The 26,506-nt window shown below is 48.7% G+C and carries 18 protein-coding genes; 6 read left to right on the top strand and 12 right to left on the bottom strand.

What is annotated here, in order from left to right:
- Positions 1-227 precede the first annotated feature (227 nt).
- Entirely contained in the window at positions 228-1,217 is a 990-nt protein-coding gene (gene nadA, locus L6472_RS13570; RefSeq protein WP_237806014.1) for a quinolinate synthase NadA, read from the top strand.
- A 3-nt stretch (positions 1,218-1,220) separates the two neighbouring features.
- Positions 1,221-3,005 (top strand): phosphoethanolamine transferase, encoded by a 1,785-nt coding sequence (locus L6472_RS13565; RefSeq protein WP_237806011.1) that lies wholly within the window; start codon positions 1,221-1,223, stop codon positions 3,003-3,005.
- Between the two features lie 8 nt (positions 3,006-3,013).
- On the opposite strand, the gene L6472_RS13560 is transcribed toward L6472_RS13565, so the two are convergent.
- The 5 genes from L6472_RS13560 to leuS form a co-directional block, all read right to left on the bottom strand.
- Complete coding sequence (locus L6472_RS13560) at positions 3,014-4,315, bottom strand: CotH kinase family protein (protein ID WP_237806009.1); 1,302 nt, start codon at positions 4,313-4,315, stop codon at positions 3,014-3,016.
- A gap of 100 nt (positions 4,316-4,415) precedes the next feature.
- Positions 4,416-6,350, bottom strand: coding sequence for a two-component regulator propeller domain-containing protein (locus L6472_RS13555; RefSeq protein ID WP_237806007.1), 1,935 nt, complete (start codon positions 6,348-6,350; stop codon positions 4,416-4,418).
- A gap of 1 nt (position 6,351) precedes the next feature.
- A complete protein-coding gene (locus L6472_RS13550; RefSeq protein ID WP_237806005.1) occupies positions 6,352-6,978 on the bottom strand; it encodes a non-canonical purine NTP diphosphatase in 627 nt (208 codons plus the stop codon).
- A gap of 7 nt (positions 6,979-6,985) precedes the next feature.
- On the bottom strand, positions 6,986-7,957 hold the full coding sequence (locus L6472_RS13545; RefSeq protein WP_237806003.1) for a YitT family protein: 972 nt from the start codon (positions 7,955-7,957) through the stop codon (positions 6,986-6,988).
- Positions 7,958-10,774: a leucine--tRNA ligase gene (gene leuS / locus L6472_RS13540; RefSeq protein ID WP_237806001.1), complete on the bottom strand. Its 2,817-nt coding sequence runs from the start codon at positions 10,772-10,774 to the stop codon at positions 7,958-7,960.
- A gap of 196 nt (positions 10,775-10,970) precedes the next feature.
- Between leuS and L6472_RS13535 the strand changes: the two genes are divergently transcribed.
- Both L6472_RS13535 and mutS read left to right on the top strand, forming a co-directional pair.
- Positions 10,971-12,290 carry a hypothetical protein gene (locus tag L6472_RS13535; RefSeq protein WP_237805999.1) on the top strand — a complete coding sequence of 440 codons (1,320 nt, stop codon included), beginning with the start codon at positions 10,971-10,973 and terminating at the stop codon, positions 12,288-12,290.
- Positions 12,291-12,463: 173 nt separating this feature from the next.
- Positions 12,464-15,085, top strand: coding sequence for a DNA mismatch repair protein MutS (gene mutS, locus L6472_RS13530; RefSeq protein WP_237805997.1), 2,622 nt, complete (start codon positions 12,464-12,466; stop codon positions 15,083-15,085).
- A gap of 202 nt (positions 15,086-15,287) precedes the next feature.
- On the opposite strand, the gene lgt is transcribed toward mutS, so the two are convergent.
- Positions 15,288-16,118 (bottom strand): prolipoprotein diacylglyceryl transferase, encoded by an 831-nt coding sequence (gene lgt, locus L6472_RS13525; protein ID WP_237805995.1) that lies wholly within the window; start codon positions 16,116-16,118, stop codon positions 15,288-15,290.
- Positions 16,119-16,154: 36 nt separating this feature from the next.
- Positions 16,155-17,255 (bottom strand): redox-regulated ATPase YchF, encoded by a 1,101-nt coding sequence (gene ychF, locus L6472_RS13520; protein WP_237805992.1) that lies wholly within the window; start codon positions 17,253-17,255, stop codon positions 16,155-16,157.
- A gap of 536 nt (positions 17,256-17,791) precedes the next feature.
- On the opposite strand from ychF, the gene L6472_RS13515 reads away from it, so the two are divergent.
- Positions 17,792-18,349: a hypothetical protein gene (locus L6472_RS13515; protein ID WP_237805990.1), complete on the top strand. Its 558-nt coding sequence runs from the start codon at positions 17,792-17,794 to the stop codon at positions 18,347-18,349.
- Positions 18,350-18,417: 68 nt separating this feature from the next.
- On the opposite strand, the gene polA is transcribed toward L6472_RS13515, so the two are convergent.
- Positions 18,418-21,186: a DNA polymerase I gene (gene polA / locus L6472_RS13510; protein ID WP_237805988.1), complete on the bottom strand. Its 2,769-nt coding sequence runs from the start codon at positions 21,184-21,186 to the stop codon at positions 18,418-18,420.
- An 86-nt stretch (positions 21,187-21,272) separates the two neighbouring features.
- Here polA and L6472_RS13505 point away from each other — a divergent pair, with 86 nt between their 5' ends.
- Complete coding sequence (locus L6472_RS13505; protein ID WP_237805986.1) at positions 21,273-22,250, top strand: polyprenyl synthetase family protein; 978 nt, start codon at positions 21,273-21,275, stop codon at positions 22,248-22,250.
- A 206-nt stretch (positions 22,251-22,456) separates the two neighbouring features.
- Here L6472_RS13505 and deoC read toward each other — a convergent pair whose 3' ends face one another.
- The 4 genes from deoC to uvrC all read right to left on the bottom strand — a co-directional run bounded on the left by deoC (position 22,457) and on the right by uvrC (position 26,491).
- On the bottom strand, positions 22,457-23,347 hold the full coding sequence (gene deoC, locus L6472_RS13500) for a deoxyribose-phosphate aldolase (RefSeq protein ID WP_237805983.1): 891 nt from the start codon (positions 23,345-23,347) through the stop codon (positions 22,457-22,459).
- The gene (locus L6472_RS13495) at positions 23,325-23,699 is read right to left on the bottom strand and encodes a nucleotide pyrophosphohydrolase (RefSeq protein ID WP_237805981.1); all 375 of its coding nucleotides are present in this window, start codon (positions 23,697-23,699) and stop codon (positions 23,325-23,327) included. The genes deoC and L6472_RS13495 overlap by 23 nt, the downstream gene beginning before the upstream one ends.
- 53 nt (positions 23,700-23,752) lie before the next feature.
- Positions 23,753-24,205 (bottom strand): D-aminoacyl-tRNA deacylase, encoded by a 453-nt coding sequence (gene dtd / locus L6472_RS13490; protein WP_237805979.1) that lies wholly within the window; start codon positions 24,203-24,205, stop codon positions 23,753-23,755.
- Between the two features lie 459 nt (positions 24,206-24,664).
- Positions 24,665-26,491: an excinuclease ABC subunit UvrC gene (uvrC, locus tag L6472_RS13485; RefSeq protein WP_237805976.1), complete on the bottom strand. Its 1,827-nt coding sequence runs from the start codon at positions 26,489-26,491 to the stop codon at positions 24,665-24,667.
- Positions 26,492-26,506: the final 15 nt, after the last annotated feature.

The following is a 26,506-nucleotide window of genomic DNA, read 5'->3' as shown; positions in this document are numbered from 1 at the left end:
ATAAACTTATTAATTTTGCACCGAATTACGGAATTGTGGATAATACATCTATATTGTTCATTCTCAAATAGAAACAACAAACAGCAGGTGTGTATAACTGTTTATTCCGTGGGGAAAACGAAATGAGCAAGGAAAGTGGCAAATAATTACCAACTTATCAACGGCACATTATACCTATCATTTCTATTTTTAAATAAAAGAAAGAAAAAAAAGAATATAATTATAAGATGTTGAAAAAGGAGTGGACAGAACAAGGCTTCATAGATGAAGCTGTTGCTGAGGGAACGGATTTGAAACAAGAGATTCGCCGTCTGTGCAAGGAAAAAAATGCCGTGATACTGGCACACTATTACACCATTGGCGACATACAAGACATAGCCGACTTTGTTGGCGATTCGCTGGCACTGGCACGCAAGGCCGCAGAGACCGATGCCAAGATGATGGTGATGTGTGGCGTGCACTTCATGGCTGAGACCTGCAAACTTCTGTCGCCCGAGAAGACGGTGCTGTGTCCGGATCTGAATGCCGGATGCTCGTTGGCTGACAGCTGCAAGGCTGACGACCTGAAGAAATACAAGGAGGAACATCCGGGCTATCAGGTGGTGAGCTATGTGAACACCACGGCTGCCGTGAAGGCTCTGACCGACGTGGTGGTGACCAGCGGTAATGCCAAGAAGGTGGTGGACCAGTTGCCTAAGGACGCTAAGATCATCTTTGGACCCGACTATAACCTGGGTAACTATATCAACGAGGTGACGGGCAGAAAGATGCTGTTGTGGAATGGCGGTTGTCACGTGCACGAGCGTTTCTCGGCAGCAGCCATTGTGAAGTTGAAGGCACAATATCCCGATGCCGTTGTGATGGCACATCTGGAATGTAAGGGTCCGGTGCTGGCTATGGCCGATATTAAAGGTTCTACGGCCGACATGCTGAAGTATGTGGGCAGCAGTGAGGCCAAGCAGTTTATCGTGGCTACAGAAGCCGGAATTCTGCATGAACTGCAGCGTACCTGTCCTGACAAGGAGTTCATCCCCGTACCACCAGAGATCACTGAGAGTGGACTGGAGTGTTCGTGCAACGAGTGTCAGTACATGAAGATGAACACGCTGCTCAAGATCTACAACACCCTGAAGTATGAGTGGCCACAGATAGAGATTGAACCCGAGATAGCCAAAGAGGCTGTGAAGCCCATTGAAAGGATGCTGGCGTTGAGCTAAAGAATGGTTAATAAGAAGGCTATAAAAAAGTTTTTAGGCTATATACTTAGACCTGTAGAGGAAGAAATGGTGTTCTTCCTCTTCATGTATATGCTGGGTGCTGTGTGTATTCTGTTTGAACCCTGGGGCGGTTGCAGCCGGTTCTGGTCCTTCTTTGAATTGTTGTTCGACGTGTATGTGCTGAGTGCCCTGCTGTGTGCTCTGCCAAAATGGATGCAATGGGGGTTGAAAGGGTGTCTCTACCCTATTCTATACCTGACGGCCATGGTTGACATGGCGCTCTACTATCGCACCAACTCACCGATAGTACCCATTCTGTTGCAGATGGCTCTGCAGTCGAATGTGAACGAGACCACCGAGGCGATAGGCAGTTATGCAGATCGTAGTCTGTTGTGGTCGCCACTGATGCTGATTGTGGCGCTGTTGTCGGCACATATATGTGTGGGCATTAAGCGTGATTGGCGCGAAAAGCTGAAGCATGTTTTCCGTCGTTTTATGCAGACCCGACGCGCAACCTTAGGCGGCAGTCTGCTGTTGCTGCTACTGATATCGGGCTGGTCGTGCACCATGAACAAGAAGATTCTCTACTATAATATTATCGAGGGACTGAAGGATATCGACATAGAAGAGAAAATAGGCGATGACGACACGCGAACGGGCTTCTATGTACCTATCTACCGACTGTTGGATGCTGTGGTAGAGAACATGCAGATGAAACAGGTGATAGAGGTGCTGCATGAGAATGCCGGTAAGGGCGAGGCCACCCTTGGTGATGATGCACCGCCACATGTCGTGCTGATATTGGGCGAGAGTTATAATAAATACCACTCTCACCTTTATGGTTATGAGTTGCCTACCACACCCAGTCAAGACAGTCTGATGGCGACTGGCAGACTGGCAGTGTTTAGTGATGCCATCAGCAGTTGGAACGCCACATGCGAGTCGTTCCAGAGCATGTTTTCGATGTATTGCGTGGGCGACAGACAACAGTGGTATGAGTATCCGTTTTTCACCACGCTGATGCGCAATGCCGGTTATCAGGTGGCGTTTCTCAGTAATCAGTTTGTGATGGACTGTGGGGCATCCTACAGCTCGTTTGTTGAGGACCTTTTTATCAACGACCGCTTGCTGAGCAGCACGCAATTTGACTATCGTAACGACGAGATTCATCCTTACGACCTCGGGCTGGTGAACGACTATCGCCGACTGAAGCAGAAAGTCTCGCAGCATAACCTGTGGATATTCCATTTCATGGGACTGCATGCCGACTTCCACGAGCGATATCCCGAGAGTTGGCAGCGCTTTACAGCGACCGATTATGACCGTCCTGATTTGAAAGAAGCCGACCTACAGATACTGGCCGACTATGATAATGCCATTCTGTATAACGACTATGTCATCAAACGCATCATCGATGAGTTTAAGGACAAGGATGCCCTCATCGTGTTTGTGGCAGATCATGGCGAGCGTGTGTATGACGACTGTCAGGTGTTTGGACGAAATTTGACGTGGAATCCTATCGACATCAAGTCGCAATTCTCTATTCCTTTCTGGATTTATGCCACTCCTAAGTATTGTGAGCACCATCAGGACGATTTTAAGGCCATTCAGGCCGCTCAAGACAAGCGCTACATGACAGACGCTATCGGACACACCCTGCTGCGCTTAGCGGGCGTTAAAACACCTTATTACAGAGCGGAGCGTGATGTTGTGTCGCCTCGGTATGATGAGAACCGCAAGCGCATCATCCGCGAAGAGCGCGACTTTGATGAGATAATAAGGAATTGACAATATAGTTATTTCACTATATATTTATGTCCATTACGTATATAGATACCTGGGGTTGGTTTACGCACGCGTTGTCCATTCAGGTTGTAGATTGACGTAGGTTGTTGGCTTTGTGGAATATCGTAAATGCTGTTTGTCAGGTTATTTATTTGTTGAGTTAAGATATTGATTCGTTGAGCCACGAGCGAGTTGATTTCATCATACTGTGATGAGAACTTTCGGCCTTCATTCGGATATACTTTTTGATGTTGTTTCACTGACTCATCGAAGATGTATTCAAAGCGCTGCCTAAGCTTTTCCATCCGGCTGATATAGTTGTGATATAGGGATGGTTTAATGTTATTCCACAGTCGCAGATAGGCATTTACAAAATCAGTGCGCTGGAAAAGTTTTTGATAGTAGCCGTAATGATGCAGGTTGCTCCACCCTATCTTGGTTCTGAAAGAAGAGTCGTAGTCCCATATAGGTCCAGTTTTGATGATGGTATTGTCTGTTTGGTTATAGATAGAGTAGAACTTATTGCAACCCAAGACATCGTCTGTGCCAAGGATATCGTGGATAAGTATCCATTTAGCCCATGATTCTATGTCTATGAGTGTTGAAATATCCTCCTGTCTGTGAAGTGCCTGTTCGAAGGTGGTGATGGTGGTATTAATGAAATCTATTTCATTGCTGCTAATATCTTTGTCGTCAGGATATTTAAAGGTCCATGCGGTGTTGTCTGGTTGCTGATCAGTGTGTGTATATATGTTCTCGTTCCAGAAGAATGTGTCATCTTCGATGATGAATCCTTCTTTGCTGATGTTAATTCTGTTTTCACCTCTTGCCACCGCTTCCATGAGATAATACATGCCCTGATACTGTCCGTTGAGAATGAGATGTACAAAGATATATTCGGGTGTCCATTCCTTTTCTAAGCACTGACTAATGGTGGTTCCTGTCATATTGATAATGTTGCTCTCTTTTTCGGTCATCATCGTATTCCATGTATATAGAGATAGAAGGAGCCATTCTTTATGGTCATCTGCCGGATTATTCCTGAAGAGTAAATCTTTTTTCTTGGTCAGTTTCAGTTTGTAGGGATGTTGTTCAAGATATAAGCCCGTGCTGTTGCCTCTTCTTTTTATTTTCATGCCAGATAAATCTTTTACGTAGGGGCCTGAGGCATAGAGAGTGTCGCTATTTGACAGCATGATCATGCTGCCAGTGACGTAGTTGTTGTTAGTAATAGTTTTTGGCCAGTTGCTATTTGGTGGCAGTGCCACATCGGCCTGTGGCATCACACTATCAGTGGTGGTGATGATGATCAATGGTGCACCTGTTTCTCTGAGTGTTTCTATGGATTGAGAAAAACAGAAAGTACTTATGCAAGATAGGAACAAACAAACTAAAAGGCGCATAACTATTTGATTATCTGACGATAGCTATCTTACTCACTACCCCACTCTTTCCGTCGCTGGTGGCCACAGCCACCATATAGACGCCACTGGCCACACGGTTGCCATGAAGGTCGCAGCCGTCCCAGGTGTAGGTGCCACCGTTAGAGCGGCCCTGTGAGACGAGTTTGCCGCTGGGGCTGAGTATCTTTACGTCGGCATCGAAAGACAGGCCTACAACCGTTATAAGACCCGTGTAGCCGGGCTCTACGGGGTTGGGATAGGCATAGACATCGTCTTTCTCCATCTCTTCGGCTGGCTCGGTGGCATCGCTGACATAGGAACAGAGGCCATTGAAGGTTCCAAAGTACACCTTGCCGCTGTTGGGGTCGATGGCTATCGACTCGATATTATTGCTGAGCAAAGGGCTATTCTCGGTGGTGAAGTGTTGTATCTGCTCCATATTGTCGGCACTGATCAGATAGACACCATTGCCATTGGTACCAATCCATTTGCGGTTGCTGCCGTCAATGGCCATACAGCTGATGTTGACACCATTCATCAGGTAGTCGGCAAAGTTGCTGCCGTCGTTACGTGGCACTTTGATTTGCTGGAAAGTGACTTTCGATTGCCCTACTTCGTCGCTGGCAATCATGAAGAGTCCCTTGGCGGTGCCCAACCAAATGTTATGGTCGCGGTCTTCGCTGATGGCATTGATATAAGACACGTTGTAGCTGACACCATCCTGATTGGTGAAATAGTTCTCACCATTAACGGAATAAGAATAATAGGATTTAAGTCCGTCAAGCCAGATGTCATAACAGAATACAGTAGGTTTTTCCCAGTTAGAATTGACAAACCATAGGTAGCCGCGACTATCTATCATCATATTTGACAGACCAGTTAATCCTATATTGTTCTCATTTGTCAGTTCCTGCTGATAATGATCAACCCACTCTCCTTCTTTTGTCAGTTCTAATAGATTAACGTGGTCGGCTTGACTATTAAGTATCCAGAGACTTCCATTTTTATCAAACTTGAGTCCGTTGATGAGTATATAGGAATTACCTAATTGTTTTCCTCGGTCAACAGCTCCCTTCAGCGGACTATTGTCTTTGTTATAGTACTTTGATAGTTTTCCATCCAGAAACTCATATAATCCACATCGTCCACCCACAAAGATATGGTTTTCATTAAAGGGGTCAACAGCAAAACAGTTGTTGTCTAAATATGAATAGCCCGTGATAGTCTGAAGATTATCTTCTAAAATTTGCCATTCATCGTTTTGTAATATCTGTGCAGTCCCTGGTCGATGGAGATCCATGGCCCCGGAGAGGTAATAGCCACCCACGGTGTAAAGTCGATTGCCTATGAACTGCATGTTGTAGAAGTAGTTGTACTTAGGACCACCAGGTTGGAGGGTCTTGACCACGGGCAGGTAGGTGTCGTAGTCGTCTGTCTTAAGAACGGGCAATGAGGTGGGATACTGCGGATGGTTGGGACGATAGGTGTCGCTGATCTCGCCACGCTGCATGTTGACCTTGATAATGGCAAAGCGGGCATAGAGATAGGCGTAGATGCCATCGATGGTCAGGCTGTCGATGGTCTTATCGTCGGTCATAGACTTCTTGTAGAGTGCCGCAATATTGGTGATATTACCATTGGCATCCAGAAGGTCAATATTAGAGTTCTGATAGATGATGATGAGCTTGTGAGCGTCGTTGTTCCAGGCAATATGTGTGATATAGGTATCGCTGAGTCCTGTCACCTTGTCATAGGTGGTGATGCTTTGGTCGTTGAGGTTGTAGTGATACAAGCTGTTGGACGCCAGCACATAGAGGTTGTTGCCACCTTTCGCAATCTGTTGGGGTTCGTGATACGCCATATATGCCTGCCACGAGCCTACCTGTGCCTGTAGTGACACGAGTGTGCACACGGCGAGTAGTAATAGAACAACGATTCTTCTCATCTTATACCTTTTGCAGAAAGTCTGCCAGCTTCTGGGTGGCGCGGGCACGATGGCTGATGGTGTTTTTGATCTCCATGCCAAGTTCGGCAAAGGTCTTGTCGTAGCCTTCGGGACGGAAAATGGGATCGTAGCCAAAGCCCTCTGCCCCACTCCGCTCACGGGTGATCTCGCCATCGACGATGCCCTCGAACTGATATTCCTGTTTAATGCTGGTGCAGCCACAGGGACAGACATCCTTTTTTAGTATTAACGCAATGACGGTGCGAAATCGTGCCTTGCGATTGTTATTTTCTGCTAAATCTTTGAGCAGCTGGGTCATGTTGGCCTCGCTGTCGTGACTTTCTGCTTCAGGATTCTTGGTGTTGGCATAGCGGGCACTGAAGACACCAGGTGCACCGTCGAGTGCCTCGACCTCAAGACCGGTGTCGTCGGCAAAACAGCTCATGTGGTAGTGGTCATAGACATAGCGCGCCTTTTGCAGGGCGTTGGCTTCGAGTGTGGCGCCAGTCTCTGGAATATCCACATCGCAGCCTATATCCTTCAGTGAGAGTATCTCTACCCTATTGTCTATAATCTGACGTATCTCGCTGAGCTTATGCTCGTTGTTGGTGGCAAATACGATCTTCATATTGATTTTATTCTTTCAGTTTTGGGGTTTTGGGCGCCGTAGGATCAATGGAGGTGCTGCCAGGTGTCTTCACTTTGATGGCATCGAAACCTTCGCCGAAGACGCCGATGACGGCACTCTGCGAAACAAAGGCATGGGGGTCTATCATCTTGATCAGACGGAACATGTCGGTGCTCTCGTTCTTCTTTGCCAGGATACACAGCACCTTGCGTTCCTTGCCCGAATACCAGCCGTGACCGTCGAGGATGGTGACGCCATGGTCCATGCGTGTGCCGATAGCGTTGGCTATCTCCTGCCATTTTTCCGAGAAGATGAGAAACTGCACCGACGAGCGGCGACGGTTGTAGATATAGTCGAGCATGAAGTTCTCGATCATCATCGTACAGAAGCCGAAGACAATCATGTGGGTGCGGTTGAGTATGTCGCCAAACTGCGGGATGAACAGACAGGAGCCCACAATCATGAAGTCGAGAATGAACAGTACGGTGCCCAACGACATGTTATAGTACTTGTTGACTGAGGCAGCAATGATGTCGGAACCACCCGTAGAGCCGTTGTTCAGAAAGACGATGCCTAGCGCTGAACCTGTCATCATACAGCCGATGATGAGCGACATGAAGTTCTGCCCCTCGCCCAGTATCTTCACCATCTCGCCTGTCTCATCGCGTGGTACCAGCTCTTTCATCAGTCCCAACAAGAAGGTGAGAACGATGATGGCATAGATGGTCTTCATGAGAAACTTCAATCCCAAGATCTTCAACGCCACTACCAGCAGTGCCAGGTTGATGAGAAAATAAGTGTATTGGTTTGGGAAACCACTGGCATATTCGATGATGGCAGCAATACCCGATACGCCTCCAGTCACAATCTCATAGGGCATGAGAAAGAAGGTGAAACCAAAGGCATACAAAAAGAGGCCAAGGGTTATGACAACATAATCCTGGACCTCTTTCATAATGATTCTATGATTGATAGTCATTTATTTGATAACAATGTTCACCATACGCTTAGGGACGATGATAACCTTTACGATCTGCTTGTCTTCCACATACTTGGCGGTGCGCTCGTCGTTGCGTACCATTGCCTCGATGGAGGCATTGTCGGCATCGGCAGCCAGCTGAATCTCGAAGCGTGTTTTGCCGTTGAAGGCAACACCCATCTTCACGCTGCTCTCCACCAAGTACTGCTCGTTCCATTCGGGCCACTGTGCATCGCACACGCTACCCTGCTCGCCCAACATCTCCCAAAGCTCTTCGGCCATGTGGGGTGCGAAAGGCGCAATGAGGATGACGAGCGTCTTGAGCAGTTCCTTGTTCTTGCATTTCTGCTGCGACAGCTCGTTGGTGCAGATCATGAAGGCAGAGATGGCGGTGTTATAAGAGAATTGCTCGATGTCCTGACTGACTTTCTTGATGAGCTTATGAACCGACTTCAGGTTGTCGGCAGTGGCCTCGCCCTCGAAACCATTCTGGAAGAGGTTCCAGAACTTCTTCAGGAAGCGGTGGCAGCCGTCGATACCATTGGTGTCCCAAGGCTTCGACTGCTCTACAGGACCGAGGAACATCTCGTAGAGACGTAGCGTGTCGGCACCATACTTCTCTACAATCATGTCGGGGTTCACCACGTTGTACATCGACTTCGACATCTTCTCTATTGCCCAGCCGCAGATATATTTGCCATCCTCGAGGATGAACTCGGCATTGTTGTACTCTGGGCGCCAAGCCTTGAAGGCCTCGATGTCGAGCACGTCGGCGCTGACGATGTTCACATCCACGTGGATAGGTGTGGTCTCCTTGAAGTTCTTACGCAGGTTCAGGCTCACGAACTTACCCTTGTCCTGACCCTCGTCCTCAATACGATAGACGAAGTTAGAGCGTCCCTGAATCATACCCTGGTTCACCAACTTCTTGAAAGGCTCGTCCTCGCAGGTGTAGCCTGAGTCGTAGAGAAACTTATCCCAGAAGCGTGAGTAGATGAGGTGACCAGTGGCGTGCTCGCTACCTCCCACATAGAGATCTACATTGCGCCAGTATTCGTTTTTCTCCTTGTCGGTCAGCGCCTTGTCGTTGTGGGGATCCATGTAGCGCAGGTAGTAGGCGCTGGAGCCGGCAAAGCCGGGCATGGTGTTCAGCTCGAGGGGGAAGACTGTTTTATTGTCAATGTCGGAAACATTGACCACACTGTTGGTCTCTGTGTTCCAGGCCCACTGGCGGGCGCGGCCCAATGGGGGTTCACCGGTCTCGGTGGGTTTATACTCGTCAATCTCGGGCAGTTCCAGGGGCAGACACTCCTTGGGAATCATGTAGGGCATGTCATCTTTATAGTAAACAGGGAATGGCTCGCCCCAATAGCGCTGACGCGAGAAGATGGCATCGCGCAGACGGTAGTTGACCTTCACGCGACCCAAGCCCTGCTCGGTGACATATTTCTTGGTGGCAGCGATGGCCTCTTTGACGGTGAGACCGTTGAGCGAGAATCGGTCGCTGGCCGAGTTGCACATGATGCCGTCCTTAGCATCGAAGCTCTCCTCGCTGACGTCGGCACCCTCGATAACGGGGATGATGGGCAGGTTGAAGTGCTTGGCAAAGGCATAGTCACGAGAGTCGTGGGCAGGCACAGCCATGATGGCGCCTGTGCCGTAGCCGGCCAGTACGTATTCAGAGATCCACACAGGAATTTTGTCGCCTGTGAAGGGGTTGATGGCGTAAGAACCAGAGAAGACACCCGTTACGCTGTGGTCCATCTGGCGTTCGCGCTCGGTGCGCTTCTTCACGTAGGCCAGATACTCATCGACAGCCGCTTTCTGCTCGGCAGTGGTCAGTTCAGCTACCAGGTCGCTCTCAGGAGCCAGTACCATGAAGGTCACGCCAAACATGGTGTCGGCACGGGTGGTGAAGATGGTGAAGTGCTTGTCACTGTCGGCCACGTTGAATTCAACCTCAGTACCTTCGCTACGGCCAATCCAGTTGCGCTGAGCCTCTTTCAGCGAGTCGGTCCAGTCGATAGTGTCCAGTCCGTCGAGCAGACGCTGTGCATAGGCAGAAACGCGCAGACACCACTGGCGCATCTTTTTCTGTTCTACGGGATAGCCGCCACGTTCAGAGACACCGTTGATAACCTCGTCGTTGGCCAGCACGGTACCCAGTGCGGGACACCAGTTCACCATCGTCTCGGCCAGATAGGCGATGCGGTAGTTCATCAGTACCTCCTGCTTCTTCTTTTCTGAGAAGCCTGCCCATTCGGCAGCCGTGAAGTGGAGTTCTTCGCTGCCTTGTGCGCTGCAGTCCTTGGTACCCATCAGTTCGAAATGCTCAACGAGCTTGATGATGGGCTGAGCCTTCTTGCTGGAGTTGCTGTAGTAGGAGCGGAACATGCGCTGGAAAGCCCACTGTGTCCAGTGGTAATAGCCTGGGTCACAGGTGCGTACCTCGCGACTCCAGTCGAATGAGAAACCAATCTTATCCAACTGCTCGCGGTAGCGGTTGATATTCTGTTCGGTGGTGATGGCGGGGTGCTGACCTGTCTGGATGGCATACTGCTCTGCGGGCAGTCCATAGGCATCATATCCCATGGGGTTCAGCACGTTGAATCCCTTCAGGCGCTTGTAGCGTGCATAGATGTCGCTGGCGATGTAGCCCAGAGGGTGACCGACGTGCAGACCGGCGCCGCTGGGGTAGGGGAACATGTTCAGAACGTAGAATTTCTTCTTTTTCTCATCTTCCACTACGCGATAGGTGCCATTGTCCACCCAGCGCTTTTGCCATTTTTTCTCAATGTCTCTGAAATTGTACTCCATATCTTTGTTTTGCTTTTATTTCCTAATGTTTTCAAGTGTGCAAAGTTACTGAGAATAATTCTTTTCTCCAAATAAATGACTTCAAATCACATTATTTAATAAAAATAAATGCTTGAATTCCTTGCTGTTTTAAAATAAAAAAGTTACTTTTGCATACAAATTCATTTAATATTAACTTTAAACGATACGAAAAATTATGATTAAAACATTACGCTTGTTTTTGGTAGCCATGTTGGCTATGGTTGGCATGAATGCTAATGCGGGAAAAATCGTGTTTTCTGAATTAGGACTTGAGAATGGTGTAGCCTATACTGATCCATTCGATGGTAGCGACTTTACCGTGACCTTTGGTGGTGCTGGTAATAACGGTAAATACTATAATGTTGGTACTGGTATTCGCTTGTATGCTAATGGAACTATGACGATTGCCGCTAAGGAAGGCACTATCAAGAAGATTGTCATTGTTTATGATGGTATCAACAAGCCTGAAAGTGAAGATGTTGTAAACGTAGGTACTTATAATGTAGCTGGCGGTTACTGGACTGGTGATGCTTCAGAGGTTGTGTTCACACGTCCTGAAGGTGCTGGTCACTGGCGTATTAAGTCAATTGCTGTCAACGACGATGCTATAATTCCTGAAGTTCCCACAGAGGGTCAGACAGCTGAGACAGCTATCACCGTAGCTCGTGCTTTGGAGATTATCAATGGTCTTGAAACGGGTAAGTCAACTGATTTCACTTACTATGTGAAGGGTATTGCTACTTCTGAAGTTGAGATCAACTATAGCAGTGCAACCTTTACCATTGCTGATACAGCTGAAGGTACAGATGTTCTGAAGGCTTACAACTTGAAAGGTCTTGGCAATAAGGACGCTGCTACAGGTCTGTTTAAGAAGGGAGATACTGTTGTGTTGTTCGGTAATCTGATGAAGTATGAGAAGACCGACGTTAATCCTGTTGAGATTATCCCTGAGATTACAAGTGGATATGTTGTATCTGTCAATGGTGATACAGAGCAAAAAGTAGAGCTCATTGGTGTTGCACAGGCATTGGAGCTCATCAATGCTCTTGATGATAATGCAACGACTGCAGCTTATCAGGTGAAGGGCTTCGTCGTGGGTGGTGATCCTACCTTCGATCGTAAAACTGAAGATAATTCTCTCTATGGAAATACCACTTTCACTATTGCTGCTGAGAAGAATGGTTCTAACACTCTGACAGTTTACCGTTGTAAGTTCTTTAACAATAAGAACTTCGGTGAAGACGACATTACAGCCCTCAAGGATGGTGATGAGGTAGTTATTCAGGGTTCACTCCAGAAGTATGTAAAGAATAATGTTACTACTCCTGAGTTGAAAGACTCCTACATCGTTAGCATCAATGGTGCTACCTCTGGTATCAACAACATTAAGAACGAAGGTGCTAAGAAGGTAATCTACAACCTCGCTGGTCAGCGCGTGAAGAGCGTACAGAAGGGTCTGTACATCATCAACGGCAAGAAGTGCTTCGTGAAGTAATTCGTTGATAATACCTATATCGGCGAGGCAAGAACCTATGGGTTTTGCCTCGCTTTTTTTGTTATTACAGAAAAAAAACGTAACTTTGCAACGAGAAAAGCATAGCTTTACAGGTGGAATAGTGGCACTTTACTATTCTAAAAGCATAGCTTTGCGATAATAAAAGTAAAAGAATGGCAAAGAAAGACGGGGAACTGACCCCGATGATGAAACAGTTCTTCGACCTGAAAGCACAGCACCCCGAGGCGCTGCTGCTCTTTAGGTGTGGCGACTTCTACGAGACTTATTGCGACGATGCTGTGGAGGCCTCACAGATATTGGGCATCACACTGACCAGGCGCAATAATGGCAATAGTGGCAAGGGCGACGAGATGGCTGGCTTTCCTCATCATGCACTCGATACGTATCTTCCTAAGCTGATTCGTGCCGGCAAGCGCGTGGCTATCTGCGACCAGCTGGAAGATCCTAAGCTCACCAAGAAACTGGTAAAGCGTGGCATCACCGAGCTGGTGACTCCTGGTGTGGCTATGAGCGACAATGTGCTGAACTACAAGGAGAACAACTTCCTGTGTGCGGTGCATTTCGGCAAGTCGGCCTGTGGCGTGGCTTTCCTCGATATCTCTACGGGCGAATACCTGACGGGAGAGGGCACCTACGACTATGTAGAGAAGCTGATGGCCAGCATACAACCTAAGGAGGTGCTCTACAACCGCGACCGACGTCAGGACTTCGAGCGCTACTTTGGTGTGCGCTATGTGACGTTCGAGATGGACGAGTGGGTCTTTACCGAGCAGTTTGCCATGCAGAAGCTCTTGAAGCATTTCAAGGTGAAGTCGCTCAAGGGTTTTGGCGTGGATCATCTGCACAGCGGCGTGGTGGCTGCTGGTGCCATTCTGCAATACCTGGAGCAGACACAGCACACGCAGATAGGTCATATCACGCAGATATCGCGCATCGAAGAGGATAAATACGTACGACTGGACAAGTTCACCATCCGTTCGCTGGAGCTCATACAGACCATGCAGGAGGGCGGACGCTCGCTGCTCGACGTGATAGACCGCACTGTGTCGCCGATGGGTGGACGCATGTTGCGCCGTTGGCTGGTGTTCCCTCTGAAAGAGAAGGCAGCCATCGAGGGCCGACTGGACATCGTGGATTACTTCTTCCGCGAGCCGTACTTCCGCGAGCTGATCGACGAACAGTTGCAACAGGTGGGCGACCTGGAGCGTATCATCTCGAAGGTGGCCGTAGGACGAGTGACTCCTCGTGAGATGGTGCAGCTGAAGCGTGCGCTACAGGCTGTGGAGCCTATCAAGCAGGCTTGTCTGCAGGCCGACAACCAAGTGATTCGTCAGTTGGGTGAACGTATGAACGAGTGCCGCGATATTCGCGACCGCATAGAGCGCGAGATTGTCAGCGACCCGCCACAGCTGGTGCAGAAGGGTGGGGTGGTGCGCAATGGCGTCAACCAGGAGCTCGACGAGCTGCGCCACATTGCCTATAGTGGCAAGGACTACTTGCTGCAGATACAGAACCGCGAGGCTGAACAGACAGGCATCCAGTCGCTGAAGATAGGTTATAACAATGTGTTCGGCTATTATCTCGAGGTCAGGAATACGTATAAAGACCGTGTGCCACAAGAGTGGGTGCGCAAGCAGACGCTGGCTCAGGCCGAGCGCTATATCACCCAGGAACTGAAAGAATACGAAGAGAAGATTCTGGGTGCCGAAGAAAAGATTCTCTCGCTCGAGGCTCGCATCTTCAACGAACTGATTGTGGCCGTACAGGCTTATATCCAAGAGGTGCAGACCAATGCCACCATCTTGGCACGTATCGACTGTCTGCTCAGCTTTGCCAAGACGGCGCAAGAGCATCGCTACATCCGTCCGGTGGTGGACGATGGCGACGTGATAGACATCCGTCAGGGGCGCCATCCCGTGATTGAAACACAGCTGCCTGTAGAGGAACAGTATGTGCCCAACGACATACTCCTGGACCAGGAACGACAGCAGATTGTCATCATCACGGGCCCAAATATGGCCGGTAAATCGGCGCTGTTGCGTCAAACGGCGTTGATAGTATTGTTGGCCCAAGTGGGTTGTTTTGTGCCCGCAGAGGCCGCGAAAATCGGTCTGGTGGACAAAATATTCACCCGTGTGGGTGCTAGCGACAATATATCACTGGGCGAATCAACCTTTATGGTCGAGATGACAGAGGCCTCTAACATCCTGAACAATGCCACGCCGCGTTCGCTGGTCTTGTTCGACGAGTTGGGTCGTGGCACCTCAACCTACGACGGCATCTCTATTGCTTGGGCCATTGTGGAGTATCTGCACGAACATCCCAAGTCACAGGCACGCACGCTCTTTGCCACCCACTATCACGAGCTGAACGAGATGGAGAAGACTTTTTCGCGCATCAAGAACTATAATGTCAGTGTGAAAGAGGTGGATGGCAAGGTCATCTTCCTGCGCAAGCTGGAACGTGGCGGCAGTGAACACTCTTTCGGTATTCATGTGGCCGAGATTGCCGGTATGCCACGCAGCATCGTGAAGCGCGCCAACGTCATACTGAAACAGCTGGAGAGCGAGAACGCACAGGTGGGCGCCGCTGGCAAGCCTACGGCCGAGATTGCTCAGAGCAGGGAGGGCATGCAACTGTCTTTCTTCCAGCTCGACGACCCCGTGCTTTGTCAGGTGCGCGACGAAATTCTGGGGCTCGACGTCAACAACCTGACGCCGCTCGAGGCGCTCAACAAGCTCAATGAAATCAAAAAGATAGTCTCAGGAAAATGAGATTAAGTTTTTAACTGAGAACTGCTTTTAACTGAGAACTGAGAGTTGAGAACTGAGAGGTATGATTAGACCTGCTGGTTCTGATTATAATGAGAGGTGAGTAGTACTAATAATACTTCTCACCTCTCACTTTTCACTTCTCACTTAGTAATACCTCTCAGTTCTCAACTCTCAGTTCTCAGTTAAAAGCACCTCTCACTTCTCACTTAGTAATGCTTTTCACCATGCAATACGTGCCAATGATGATGAAGGGGATAGAGAGAATCTGTCCCATGTCGATGGGGAGTGAGTTCTCAAAGGCTTCCTGCACCTCTTTGGTGTATTCTATGAAGAAGCGGAAGGTGAAGATGTAGGTCAGACAGAGGCCGAAATAGAAACCTGTGCCTACACGTTGCGGCATCTTCTTATACAAAACGACCATCAACAGGAAGAGTAGGGCATAGGCAATGGCCTCATAGAGCTGTCCGGGGTGGCGGGGTAGGGCATCTACACGCTCGAAAACGAAAGCCCATGGCATATCGGTCACCTTACCAATAATCTCGCTGTTCATCAGGTTGCCCAAGCGAATGAAGCAGGCGGTGATGCCTGTAGCAATGGCGATGTTGTCGAGCACCTGCCACAGGGGCACCTTGTGGTGCTTCACATACAACCAAAGGGCAATCATCAATCCCAGCGTGCCGCCATGTGATGCCAGTCCTTCGTAGCCTGTCAGCTTCCAACTGCCATCATACATGAAGTGGATGGGCAGAAGCATCTCAACAAAACCCTTGACCGACGTCAGATAGTAGTCGGGCTGGTAGAAGATGCAGTGCCCCAGTCGGGCACCGATCAGGATGCCCAGGAAGCAATAGACGAACAGTGGTTCGAACTTCTCCTCGGCAATCTTCTGGTTCTTGTATAGCCATCTCACCATGAAGTAGGCCAGCAACAGACCAATCAGCCAGCAGAGTGAGTACCAGCGAATGGCTAAAGGTCCAAAGTGGAAAGCTTCGAGTGATGGGTTCCAGAGAATGTATAAAAGATCACGCATCATACTTCTTCCTTCAAATAAAAAACTACTTAATCGTGGTTACACGTTAAATCTGAAGTGCATGATATCGCCGTCCTGTACCACGTATTCCTTGCCTTCAACGCCCATCTTGCCAGCCTCGCGTACAGCAGCCTCTGAGCCATATTTCAGGTAGTCTTCATACTTGATAACCTCGGCGCGGATAAAGCCCTTCTCAAAATCGGTGTGGATGACACCGGCACACTGTGGTGCCTTCCAGCCCTTCTTGTAGGTCCAGGCCTTCACCTCCATCTCGCCGGCGGTGATAAAGGTCTCCAGGTTCAGCAGGGCATAAGCCTTCTTGATCAGTCGGTTCACGCCGCTCTCCTCCAAGCCCAGCTCCTCCAGGAACATCTGCTTGTCCTCGTAGCTCTCCAGTTCGGCAATGTCTTCTTCGGTTTTGGCAGCAATCACCATGGCCTCGGCACCTTCTTCTTTGGCCAAAGCTTCTATCTTCTTGGTGTAGTCGTTGCCGCTCTTGGCATCAGCCTCGCCCACGTTGCACACATAGAGCACGGGCTTTGACGTGAGCAGGAACAGGTTGCGGGCGCACTCTTGTTCCTCTTTGCTGTCGAACTCCACAATGCGGGCATTCTTTCCCTGCTCCAGCACCTCTTTATAAGCTCTCAGCACCGTCACCTCGACCTTGGCATCCTTATTCCCGGCAGCGGCAGCCTTCTCGGTCTTAGCCAGTCGCGAGTCGATGGTCTCCAGATCTTTCAGTTGCAGTTCGGTGTCAATAATCTCTTTGTCGCGGATCGGATCAATGGAGCCGTCAACGTGTGTGATGTTCTCATCTTCAAAACAGCGCAGCACGTGGATGATGGCATCGGTCTCGCGGATGTTGCCCAGGAACTTGTTGCCCAGACCTTCACCCTTGGAGGCACCTTTCACCAGTCCGGCGATATCCACAATCTCGCAGGTGGCAGGCACAATGCGTCCTGGGTGTACCAGTTCTGCCAGTTTGTTCAGTCGTTCATCGGGTACGGTAATAACGCCTACGTTGGGTTCTATCGTACAGAAAGGGAAATTTGCTGCCTGAGCCTTGGCGCTCGACAGACAGTTAAAAAGTGTGGACTTGCCCACGTTAGGCAGTCCCACAATACCACATTTTAAAGCCATTTTTTTCTATAAACGTTTATTTCTGGATGCAAAGGTACGATTAAGTGAGCGAAAATGCAAATTTATTTGCAATTTTCCGAACGAGAGTACCTTCGGCGCAGCCAAAGGTACGAATAAGCGAGAACAAAAACAAAGAATTTTATTCTTTTTTTGTCGAGCGCCAGTACCTAAGACGAAAGTCAAAGGTGGCCGAATAAGCGAGAACAAAAACAAAGAATTCATTCTTTTTTGTCATGGTACGAATAATTGTTAAAGTGCTACAATAAGAATTAAAGCTAACGGAATTATTGCATAGAAGTTGCATAAATGTATTAACTTTGCACCCTGAAAAGATTGTATAAGCAACCATAACCCAAAGTTTAGTACAGGATATGAATCAGTTCAATCATTTGAGATTGAGGCTAAAACGGTTTTTTAGCCCCAATAAAAGAACGCACTACTTATACGATGGCCCCTATTATGGTGGGAAGTCATCGTACTCTTATTATTTAGATTCTGACGAGACCCGAATCTTAGATGGTCCTTTCGAATTTCGCTTGAACTCTGATCGTTGTCCAGGCGACATTCATCGAAGTGTGGTTCGCGGTAGTTTTGTTGATGGTTTGAAGAACGGCTTATGGACCTTTTTCTATCGGAGCGACGATAAGAAACTGAAGCTCACAGTCAATTTCCTCAATGGTCTTATCGATGGAAAAGTCAACTTCGAACAGGTTGAGGATAACAGCGATAAGGATGAACCGTCATCAACGAAGCTCTCTTTCGTTGCCAACCAACGTCATATTGTTGGCGAAGTATGTGGTCTGTTGCGTAATTTTAAGTTTTGCGCGATGCTCGATGACAATGGACGTCCACACAAGACGTGGAGCAGAAAATGCTACGACCGCGAGAATGGCGAGTGGCGCATTGTAGAGGAATGGAACCATGGTCATCTGGAGAAGGCCGAACGTCAAATGACCATTTATGGTCGTACCGAACGTATCAATCCGTCTTTGTGCCAACAGCTCAACGAGCTGATTGATAACATAAACAATAACATGTTGTCTATCGTACAACATGGTTCTCTGGGAGGTTTAGCTAACATCCCAGCTGTTTAATACTTTATTATTACTATTTTTTCATTAGTAGGCGCCCTCAGTTGATGATCGCGCCTTTTTTTATGCTCTTAGTGTGCTTCCAGCCAGTTCTTTCCAAAGCCGGAGTCGGCCACCAGTGGCACATCGAGACTCATGGCATTCTGCATCTCTTCCAACACGATGCGTTCCACTTGCTCTTTCTCTTCAGGAAACACGCTGAAGTTCAGTTCATCGTGTACTTGCAGTATCATCTTACTCTTGATGCCTTCTGTCTTGAAGCGCTGGAAAATGTGAATCATTGCCACTTTGATGATGTCGGCGGCTGTTCCCTGGATAGGGGCATTGATGGCATTGCGCTCGGCAAAGCCTCGCACGACGGCATTCTGTGAGTTGATGTCGGGCAGATAACGTCTTCTGCCAAAGAGGGTAGTGACGTACCCTTTCTCGCGGGCTACCTCTTTTGATTTCTCCATATAATCATGCACCTGTGGGAAGGTGTCGAAGTAGCCGTCAATCAGCATCTTAGCTTCCTCACGGGGGATGTCCAGTCGCTCTGCCAGTCCAAACACGGTGATGCCGTAGATGATGCCGAAGTTAGCACGTTTAGATTTTGTTCGCTCGTCGCGGCTTACTTCTTCGATAGGCTTTTTATAAATGTTGGCAGCTGTGGCCGCATGGAGGTCTTTTCCTTTCCGGAACACCTCAATCATGTGTTTGTCTTTTGACAGGTGTGCCATCACGCGCAGCTCAATCTGGCTATAGTCTGCAGAGAAGAACAAGCAGCCGGGTTCGGGTATGAAGGCTTTTCTGATCTCCTTACCATCTTCGCCTCTGATAGGTATGTTTTGCAGGTTGGGATCCGACGAAGAGAGGCGTCCGGTGGCGGTCACCGTCTGGTTGAACGATGTGTGGATGTGGCCTGTACGTGGGTTTATCAGTTTTGGCAGAGCCTCGATATAGGTGCCTATCAGTTTTTTCAACCCTCTGTGTTCCAAGATGTCAGCCACAATCTCGTGTTTATTCTTTAGCTGTTGCAGCACCTCTTCGCTGGTCACGTATTGCCCCGTCTTGGTCTTCTTTGCCTTCTCTACAATCTTTAGTTTATCGAACAGAATCTCGCCCACCTGTTTAGGTGAAGCGATATTAAACTGTTGTCCTGCCAGTTCGTAGATGCGTGCCTCTATGGTGTTCATGCGTTCGTTCAGTGCTTTGGCAGTCTCTTGCAGGGATTTTGTGTCCAGACACACGCCATTCATCTCCATCTCTGCCAGTACCGGCATCAGTGGCATCTCTATCTCGTAGAACAGTTCCTCGCAGTGGTGCTGTTTCAGTTCCACCTCCAGTTTGTTTTTCAGTTGCAGTGTGATGTCGGCATCCTCGCAGGCATACTCATAGATTTGCTGAGGAGTCAGCTCGCGCATGGAGCGTTGGTTTTTCCCTTTTGGCCCTATCAGCTCTTCGATGTGCACAGTTTGATAGTTCAACAGTGTCTCTGCCATGTAGTCCATGTTATGATGCAACTCCGGTTGGATGAGGTAGTGAGCAATCATCGTGTCCCACATCGGTCCGTCGAGATGAATGTCATAGTTGCGCAACACCTCTAAATCGTACTTCAGGTTCTGTCCTATTTTCAAAATGGAGGTGTCTTCATAGAGCGGTTTGAATATATTAACAATTCGCAACGCTTCTTCACGTTTTGGTGGAATGGGCACATAAAACGCCTCATGTTCGGTCACGGCGAAGCTCAAACCCACTAATTCGGCGTCGATGGCCGAGGTCGAAGTGGTCTCTGTGTCTAGACAAAGAATTTGTTTTGTCCTAAATAAATCACATAGATTTTTTAAATCTTCCTCATTTTCAACGAGTTCGTAATTATGAGTCACCGTTTTAATGGTCTCAAAACTCGAAAATTTTGGCGTTTCCGCATCGTCGGTGGCAAATTCTTCAAAGAGAGAAAGCTGCGAATTATTAGATTTTGGCTTCTTTTCAACTTTTTTAAGAACTCGTTGTGTCAGTGCTTTAAACTCCAGTTCGGTGAACAGTTCGCTGAGTTTTTCCTCGTCGGGTTGCTGCAGTTGCAGTTCGTCGAGATTCAGTTCGATGGGGACGTCGGTGCGGATGGTGGCCAGGAAGTAGCTCATCTTGATGTCGTCCACGTGTTCTTCCACTTTTTTCTTCAATGCCCCTTTCAGTTCGTCGGTTCTGGCCAGCAACTGTTCCACACTGCCAAAGTCGGCAATGATCTTTGCTGCTGTCTTCTCGCCCACGCCCGGACAACCAGGGAAGTTGTCGGCAGAGTCGCCCATCAGTGCCAGCAGGTCGATGACCTGTGTGGTCTTTTCGATGGCATATTTCTCGCAGACCTCCTTTGGCCCCATCACCTCGTAGCCTCCACCATGACGCGGACGGAATATCTTGGTGCGCTCGCTCACCAGCTGTCCGTAGTCCTTATCAGGTGTCAGCATGTAGGTTTCGATGTTTTCGATAGAATCGGCCTTTTTTGCCAAGGTGCCGATCACGTCGTCTGCCTCGAAACCATCAACCTGCAGCACCGGTATGCGGTAGGCCTTTAGCAGGTCTTTGATGATAGGCACCGCCTTGCGTATGTCTTCGGGTGTGGCCTCGCGTTGTGCCTTATAGGCGGGGAAAGCCTCGCTGCGGAAGGTCAGTCCATGGGGGTCGAAAGCCACACCCAGGTATTTGGGTTGCTCTTTCTCTATAACTTCCTGGAGCGTGTTCACAAAGCCTATGATAGCCGATGTGTTCAGCCCCTTCGAGTTGATTCGTGGATTCTTGATGAATGCGTAGTACGACCTGTAGATAAGGGCGTAGGCGTCTAAAAGAAACAGTTTCTCCATGTATATTTTAGAATTTTCGGTAAAATTACTAAAAAAATTGGTATTACTCCGATATTTTCACTAATTTTGTCTCAAAATTATTGATAATGGACTATCTATCACTCATCAAACGACCAATCGAATCAGAACTGAACGAGTTTATCACGCTCTTCGAACAATCTCTGAGCCACGAGGACTCGTTACTTTCCGAGGTGCTTTCTCACATCAAACAGCGTGGTGGTAAGCGCATGCGCCCCATGTTGCTCATGCTGTTGGCTAAGAACTATGGCAGTGTGTCGAGTGTGACGCTGAACTCAGCCATCGGATTAGAGCTGCTGCACACTGCTTCGTTGGTTCACGATGATGTTGTGGATGAGAGTGAGGAGCGTCGAGGACAGGCCTCTGTGAATGCCACCTATAATAATAAGGCGGCTGTCTTGGTGGGCGATTTCATCCTTTCCACCGCACTGCTGAAGGTGTCTTACACCAACAACCAGCGCATCATCGAGACGCTGGCAGAGTTGGGTAGGGTGCTGGCATCTGGTGAGATTTTGCAGTTGCAGAACATCAAGAACGAGGAAATCTCAGAGGAGGTCTATTATCGTGTGATTGAACAGAAGACCGCTGTGCTCTTTGCTGCCTGCTCGTCGATAGGTGCGCTGTCTGCCGGAGCCACCGATGCTGAGGTAGAGAAGGCCCGCCAGTTTGGTCATGACCTGGGCATCATGTTCCAGATTCGCGATGACATCTTCGATTATTACGATTCAAAAGAGATAGGAAAGCCCACCGGCAACGATATGGCTGAGGGCAAGCTGACACTACCTGTTATCTATGCTTTGCAGCATTCGCCTTTCGACTCGATGATGACGCTTGCCAAGAAGGTGAAGGCGGGCACTATCAATCGCGATGAAATCGCTGTTTTGGTGGAGTTCACCAAGCAGCAGGGTGGCATAGAATATGCCGAGAGATGCATGGAAGACTATCATCGCAAGGCGCAGCAGTATGTTGACACGTGCGTCAAAGACCCTATGATAGCTACTGCACTCACCGCCTATCTCGACTACGTCATTCAAAGAAGAAAATGAGCTTTAACTGAGAGGTGCTTTTAACTGAGAACTGAGAGTTGAGAACTGAGAGGTTCTTATAAGTGAAAAGTGAGAGGTGAGAAGTATTATTAGTACTACTCACCTCTCATTATAATTAGAACCAGCAGGTCTAATCATACCTCTCAGTTCTCAACTCTCAGTTCTCAGTTTAAGCGCAACTCTCAGTTTAAGCGCTTGAAAAGCGCTTAGAAGAATTTCACATCTTCGCCAACAACCTCGCTGAGCAGCAAGTTTGCCAGACGACTGGTGCCCATGCGGAACCACTTGTTGGTGAGCCATTTCTCGCCGAGAACCTCTTTCACGATGGTGTAGTAGATCAGTGCATCCATCACGCTGTTAAGGCCGCCAGCAGGCTTAAAACCAATCTGTACGCCAGTCTTATCGTAGTACTCCTTGATGGCCTGACACATCACATAGGCAGCCTCGGGCGTGGCAGCAGGCTCCAGCTTGCCGGTAGAAGTCTTGATATAGTCGCCACCGCCATACATCGACAGTAGTGAGGCTATCTTGATGTTCTTGGCAGTCTTCAGACAACCTGTCTCCAGAATCACCTTCATGGCTTGTTCGCCGCAGGCCTCCTTTTGTTGCTGAATCTCATCGACAACCGTGTCGTAGTCGCCCTCAAGGAAGGCACCCACGTTCATCACGATGTCTATCTCGGTGGCTCCATCCTTGATGGCCAGCGAAGTCTCAACTGTCTTCACCTCGATGAGTGACTGACTGCTGGGGAAGCTGCCCGAAACGCATGCCACCTCGACGCCCTCTACCTCGAGTGTCTCGCTGACGGTCTTGGCAAACTTAGGATAAACACAGATGGTAGCCACGTGGGGCAGGTCGGGGTACTGCTCGTCAAACTGGTTCACCTTTTCGGTGAAAGCCATCACAGAAGTCTCGCTGTCGGTGGTCTTCAGTGTGGTCAGTTCCACGCTTCCCATCAGGAATTTCTTCACTTCAGGCGTATCGTTCTGAGGCACCTTTTCGGCGATGATTGTCTTCACGGCCTCGCGTACTTCCTCGTCGGTGATGTCGAGGTTATACTGGTTCAGCACTTGCTCAATCTTGTTCATTTCTTCCATAGTCGTTATGCTTTAATTTAGGGTTATTTATATGTCTTGATGCGTCTCTTTTTGTCTTTTTATCGATAGACTTCTGTAGTTCCTCAGTCAGGTCAACGCCCGTCTGGTTGGCCAGGCACAGCAGTACCCACAGCACGTCGGCCATCTCTTCGCCCAGTGCCTCTCGGCCATTGTCGGTAGCTCGCGGATCAGACGCCTTCCACGACTGTTCGCCATAGCGACGACTCATGATGCGTGCCAGTTCGCCCACCTCTTCGGTCAGCACCGTCATGTTGGTGAGTTCGCCAAAATACCTCACGCCATACGTTTTAATCCATTTGTCCACAGTCTCCTGTGCCTCTTCTATCGTCATATATAAATAAATATTTATCTCCCTCTCCTTGGGAGAGGGCCGGGGTGAGGTCTTCACTCCTTGTTCTTCGTATCCATACAGATAGTGACAGGGCCATCGTTCAGCAGTTCCACCTTCATGTCGGCGCCAAATTCACCCGTGCCGCAGGCTTTGCCCATCTCGTTGCTCAGTTTCTTGCAGAAAAGCTCGTAGAGCGGCACGCTGACCTCGTGCCTTGCTGCTCTCAACCACGAGGGGCGATTGCCCTTCTTGTAGCTTGCAAACAGCGTAAATTGGCTCACCACGAGTGCTTCGCCGCCTACCTCCATGACAGAACGGTTCATCACCCCGTTCTCATCGTCGAAAACGCGTAGGCCCACCACCTTGTGCACCAGCCAGTCAACATCCTCTTCGGTGTCTTCTTCGCAGACGCCCAACAGAATCAAATATCCCTTACCGATACTTGATTTCACAGTCCCGTTGATTGTCACTGAGGCGTGGCTAACACGTTGAATTACAATTCTCATGCTGCAAAGGTACGATTAAGTGAGCGAAAATGCAAATTTATTTGCAATTTTCCGAACGTGAGTACCTTCGGCGCAGCCAAAGGTACGAATAAGCGAGAACAAAAGCAAAGAATTTATTCTTTTTTTTGTCGAGCGGTAGTACCTTCCCCTTACAATCCTGTTCTTTTGCAAAAGTGTCCGAATCGTGCTGCAATATCGGGTGTTTTGAACCATCATACTTCCGCTTTCTTGTAGCAATACTTACCCTTTTACTTTCAATCCAGCCCCTGGAATGGTTCAGTCTAGCCCCTGGAGCGGTGTAATTCAGCCCCTGGAATGATTCAATCCAGCCCCTGGATTCAGACCAAGAGTGGCACTTTTGGTTGGTCATAGTGGCACTCTGACGAGCTAAAAGTGCCACTTGTTGAGCGTCAAAGCCGTACTTTGACGGAAGTAAAACTACTCTTGATGGAAGTAAAACTACTCTTGATGGAAGTGATGGTAGATGATTTGTGCTTTTGAAGCGCCAATGACATCTGTAAGTTGTTGAATATCAGCCTCTTTAATACGCTTTACACTCTTTAGTCGATCAATCAGTGCATCACGCGTCTTGGGTCCAATGCCCTGGATATCATCCAATTCCGAGTGCAGCGCATGTTTGCTGCGCTTGTCGCGGTGGAACGTGATGGCAAATCTGTGCACTTCGTCTTGCAGTTGAGTCAGCACATGGAAGAGTTCTGAGTTGGTCTTCAAGCCAATCACGCGTGGCGGAAAACCGTAAAGTAGCTCATTGGTGCGGTGGCGATTGTCTTTTGCCAAACCAGCGATAGGGATGTCCAGTTTCAGTTCGTCCTGAATCACTTCACGTATCACTTCCATCTGACCTTTTCCGCCGTCAGCCACAATAAGGTCGGGTAGGGGCTCTTCTTCCTCTACAAGCCGTTTATAACGGCGATAGACCACCTCTTTCATCGACGCATAATCGTCGGGGCCCACCACCGTTTTAATGTTGTATTTCTTGTAGTCTCGCTTGCTGGGTTTCATGGATTTGAACACCACGCACGCAGCCACGGCGTCCGTTCCCGAGATGTTGGAGTTGTCGAAACACTCTATCTGATAGGGCATCTTGGGCAGTGCCAACTTCTCTTGCAGTTCCTTCATTAGGCGCACCTGTTTCTGTTCTGGATTCAGTTTCTCTGCCTGTTTCAGGCGGTCAAACTTATACTGTTTGCCATTCATTTCCGAGAGGTCCAGCAACGTCTTTTTATCACCGCGCTGTGGAATGGTGAAGGTGACGCCGTCTAGCTCCATTTCGGGGTCGAAAGGCACCACAATCTCACGTGAAGAACTATTAAATCGCTCGCGCATCTCGATGATTCCAAGTTGCAACAACTCCTCGTTGGTCTCGTTCAGGCGCTTCTTGAATTCGAATGTGAACGACTGATTGATAGCGCCGTTAGACACGTGGATATAGTTGATGTATGCAATCTTCTCGTCGTTGGTGATCGAAAAGACATCCACATTGTCGATGGTGTGGCTCACCACCTCGCTCTTGCTTACAAACGAGTCTATCAACAGGTACTTTTTCTTGATTTCTTCTGCTTCTTCAAAGCGCAGTTCTTCTGCCAATAACTGCATCTTTTCACGCATCTGACGCAGCACTTCGCGGGTGTTACCCTTCAGTATTTCACGTGCCTGCATGATGTTTTGCTGGTAGTTTTCATAGGTTTGTTTGGCTATACATGGCCCTCCGCAGTTCTTGATGTGATACTCCAGACAAACCTGGTATTTACCGGCGGCAATTCCTTCTTTCGTCATCGGCTGACGACAGGTGCGCGGATGGTATAGCTTGTTGATCAGTTCCAACACGGCATTCATCGAACCTATGTGCGAATAAGGACCGAAATAGGTGCCCCACTTCTTGTTGATGGTACGCGTCTTAAAGATGCGCGGAAAGGGTTCGTTCGTTACACAGATGCTGGGGTAGGTCTTGCCATCCTTCAACAACACGTTATAGCGCGGGTTATACTTCTTGATGAGCGAATTTTCAAGCAGCAATGCGTCCTCTTCGGTGTTGACCACCGTGTAGCTTATGTCGTGGATCTTAGACACCAGCACTTTTGTTTTGAAGCGATCCACTTCCGTATGGAAATAGGAAGAGACGCGCGACTTCAGGTTCTTTGCCTTGCCAACGTATATAATCGTCCCCTCACTGTCGTAGTATTGATAGCTGCCAGGCTTCTCGGGCAGTCTTGATACGATTCCTTTCAGATAGGCTAAACGTGCCTCGTTCTCTTCCTTTGTCATGCTCTATTGTTTCAC

Origin of the sequence: Prevotella sp. E13-17, assembly GCF_022024035.1 — a bacterium.
In the GTDB taxonomy this organism is placed as follows: Bacteria; Bacteroidota; Bacteroidia; order Bacteroidales; family Bacteroidaceae; genus Prevotella.
The sequence above is the reverse complement of the archived record's forward strand: the minus strand, read 5'-3'. Positions and strand labels throughout refer to the sequence as shown.

What these genes read in the sequence shown, in the direction of transcription:
- L6472_RS13555 (WP_237806007.1), bottom strand. Translation starts at nt 6,350, where the DNA reads ATGAGAAGAATCGTTGTTCTATTACTACTCGCCGTGTGCACACTCGTG.
- mutS (WP_237805997.1), top strand. Translation starts at nt 12,464, where the DNA reads ATGGCAAAGAAAGACGGGGAACTGACCCCGATGATGAAACAGTTCTTC.
- dtd (WP_237805979.1), bottom strand. Translation starts at nt 24,205, where the DNA reads ATGAGAATTGTAATTCAACGTGTTAGCCACGCCTCAGTGACAATCAAC.
- polA (WP_237805988.1), bottom strand. Translation starts at nt 21,186, where the DNA reads ATGGAGAAACTGTTTCTTTTAGACGCCTACGCCCTTATCTACAGGTCG.
- L6472_RS13495 (WP_237805981.1), bottom strand. Translation starts at nt 23,699, where the DNA reads ATGACGATAGAAGAGGCACAGGAGACTGTGGACAAATGGATTAAAACG.
- lgt (WP_237805995.1), bottom strand. Translation starts at nt 16,118, where the DNA reads ATGATGCGTGATCTTTTATACATTCTCTGGAACCCATCACTCGAAGCT.
- ychF (WP_237805992.1), bottom strand. Translation starts at nt 17,255, where the DNA reads ATGGCTTTAAAATGTGGTATTGTGGGACTGCCTAACGTGGGCAAGTCC.
- nadA (WP_237806014.1), top strand. Translation starts at nt 228, where the DNA reads ATGTTGAAAAAGGAGTGGACAGAACAAGGCTTCATAGATGAAGCTGTT.
- L6472_RS13545 (WP_237806003.1), bottom strand. Translation starts at nt 7,957, where the DNA reads ATGACTATCAATCATAGAATCATTATGAAAGAGGTCCAGGATTATGTT.
- uvrC (WP_237805976.1), bottom strand. Translation starts at nt 26,491, where the DNA reads ATGACAAAGGAAGAGAACGAGGCACGTTTAGCCTATCTGAAAGGAATC.
- L6472_RS13550 (WP_237806005.1), bottom strand. Translation starts at nt 6,978, where the DNA reads ATGAAGATCGTATTTGCCACCAACAACGAGCATAAGCTCAGCGAGATA.
- leuS (WP_237806001.1), bottom strand. Translation starts at nt 10,774, where the DNA reads ATGGAGTACAATTTCAGAGACATTGAGAAAAAATGGCAAAAGCGCTGG.
- L6472_RS13505 (WP_237805986.1), top strand. Translation starts at nt 21,273, where the DNA reads ATGGACTATCTATCACTCATCAAACGACCAATCGAATCAGAACTGAAC.
- deoC (WP_237805983.1), bottom strand. Translation starts at nt 23,347, where the DNA reads ATGGAAGAAATGAACAAGATTGAGCAAGTGCTGAACCAGTATAACCTC.
- L6472_RS13565 (WP_237806011.1), top strand. Translation starts at nt 1,221, where the DNA reads ATGGTTAATAAGAAGGCTATAAAAAAGTTTTTAGGCTATATACTTAGA.
- L6472_RS13535 (WP_237805999.1), top strand. Translation starts at nt 10,971, where the DNA reads ATGATTAAAACATTACGCTTGTTTTTGGTAGCCATGTTGGCTATGGTT.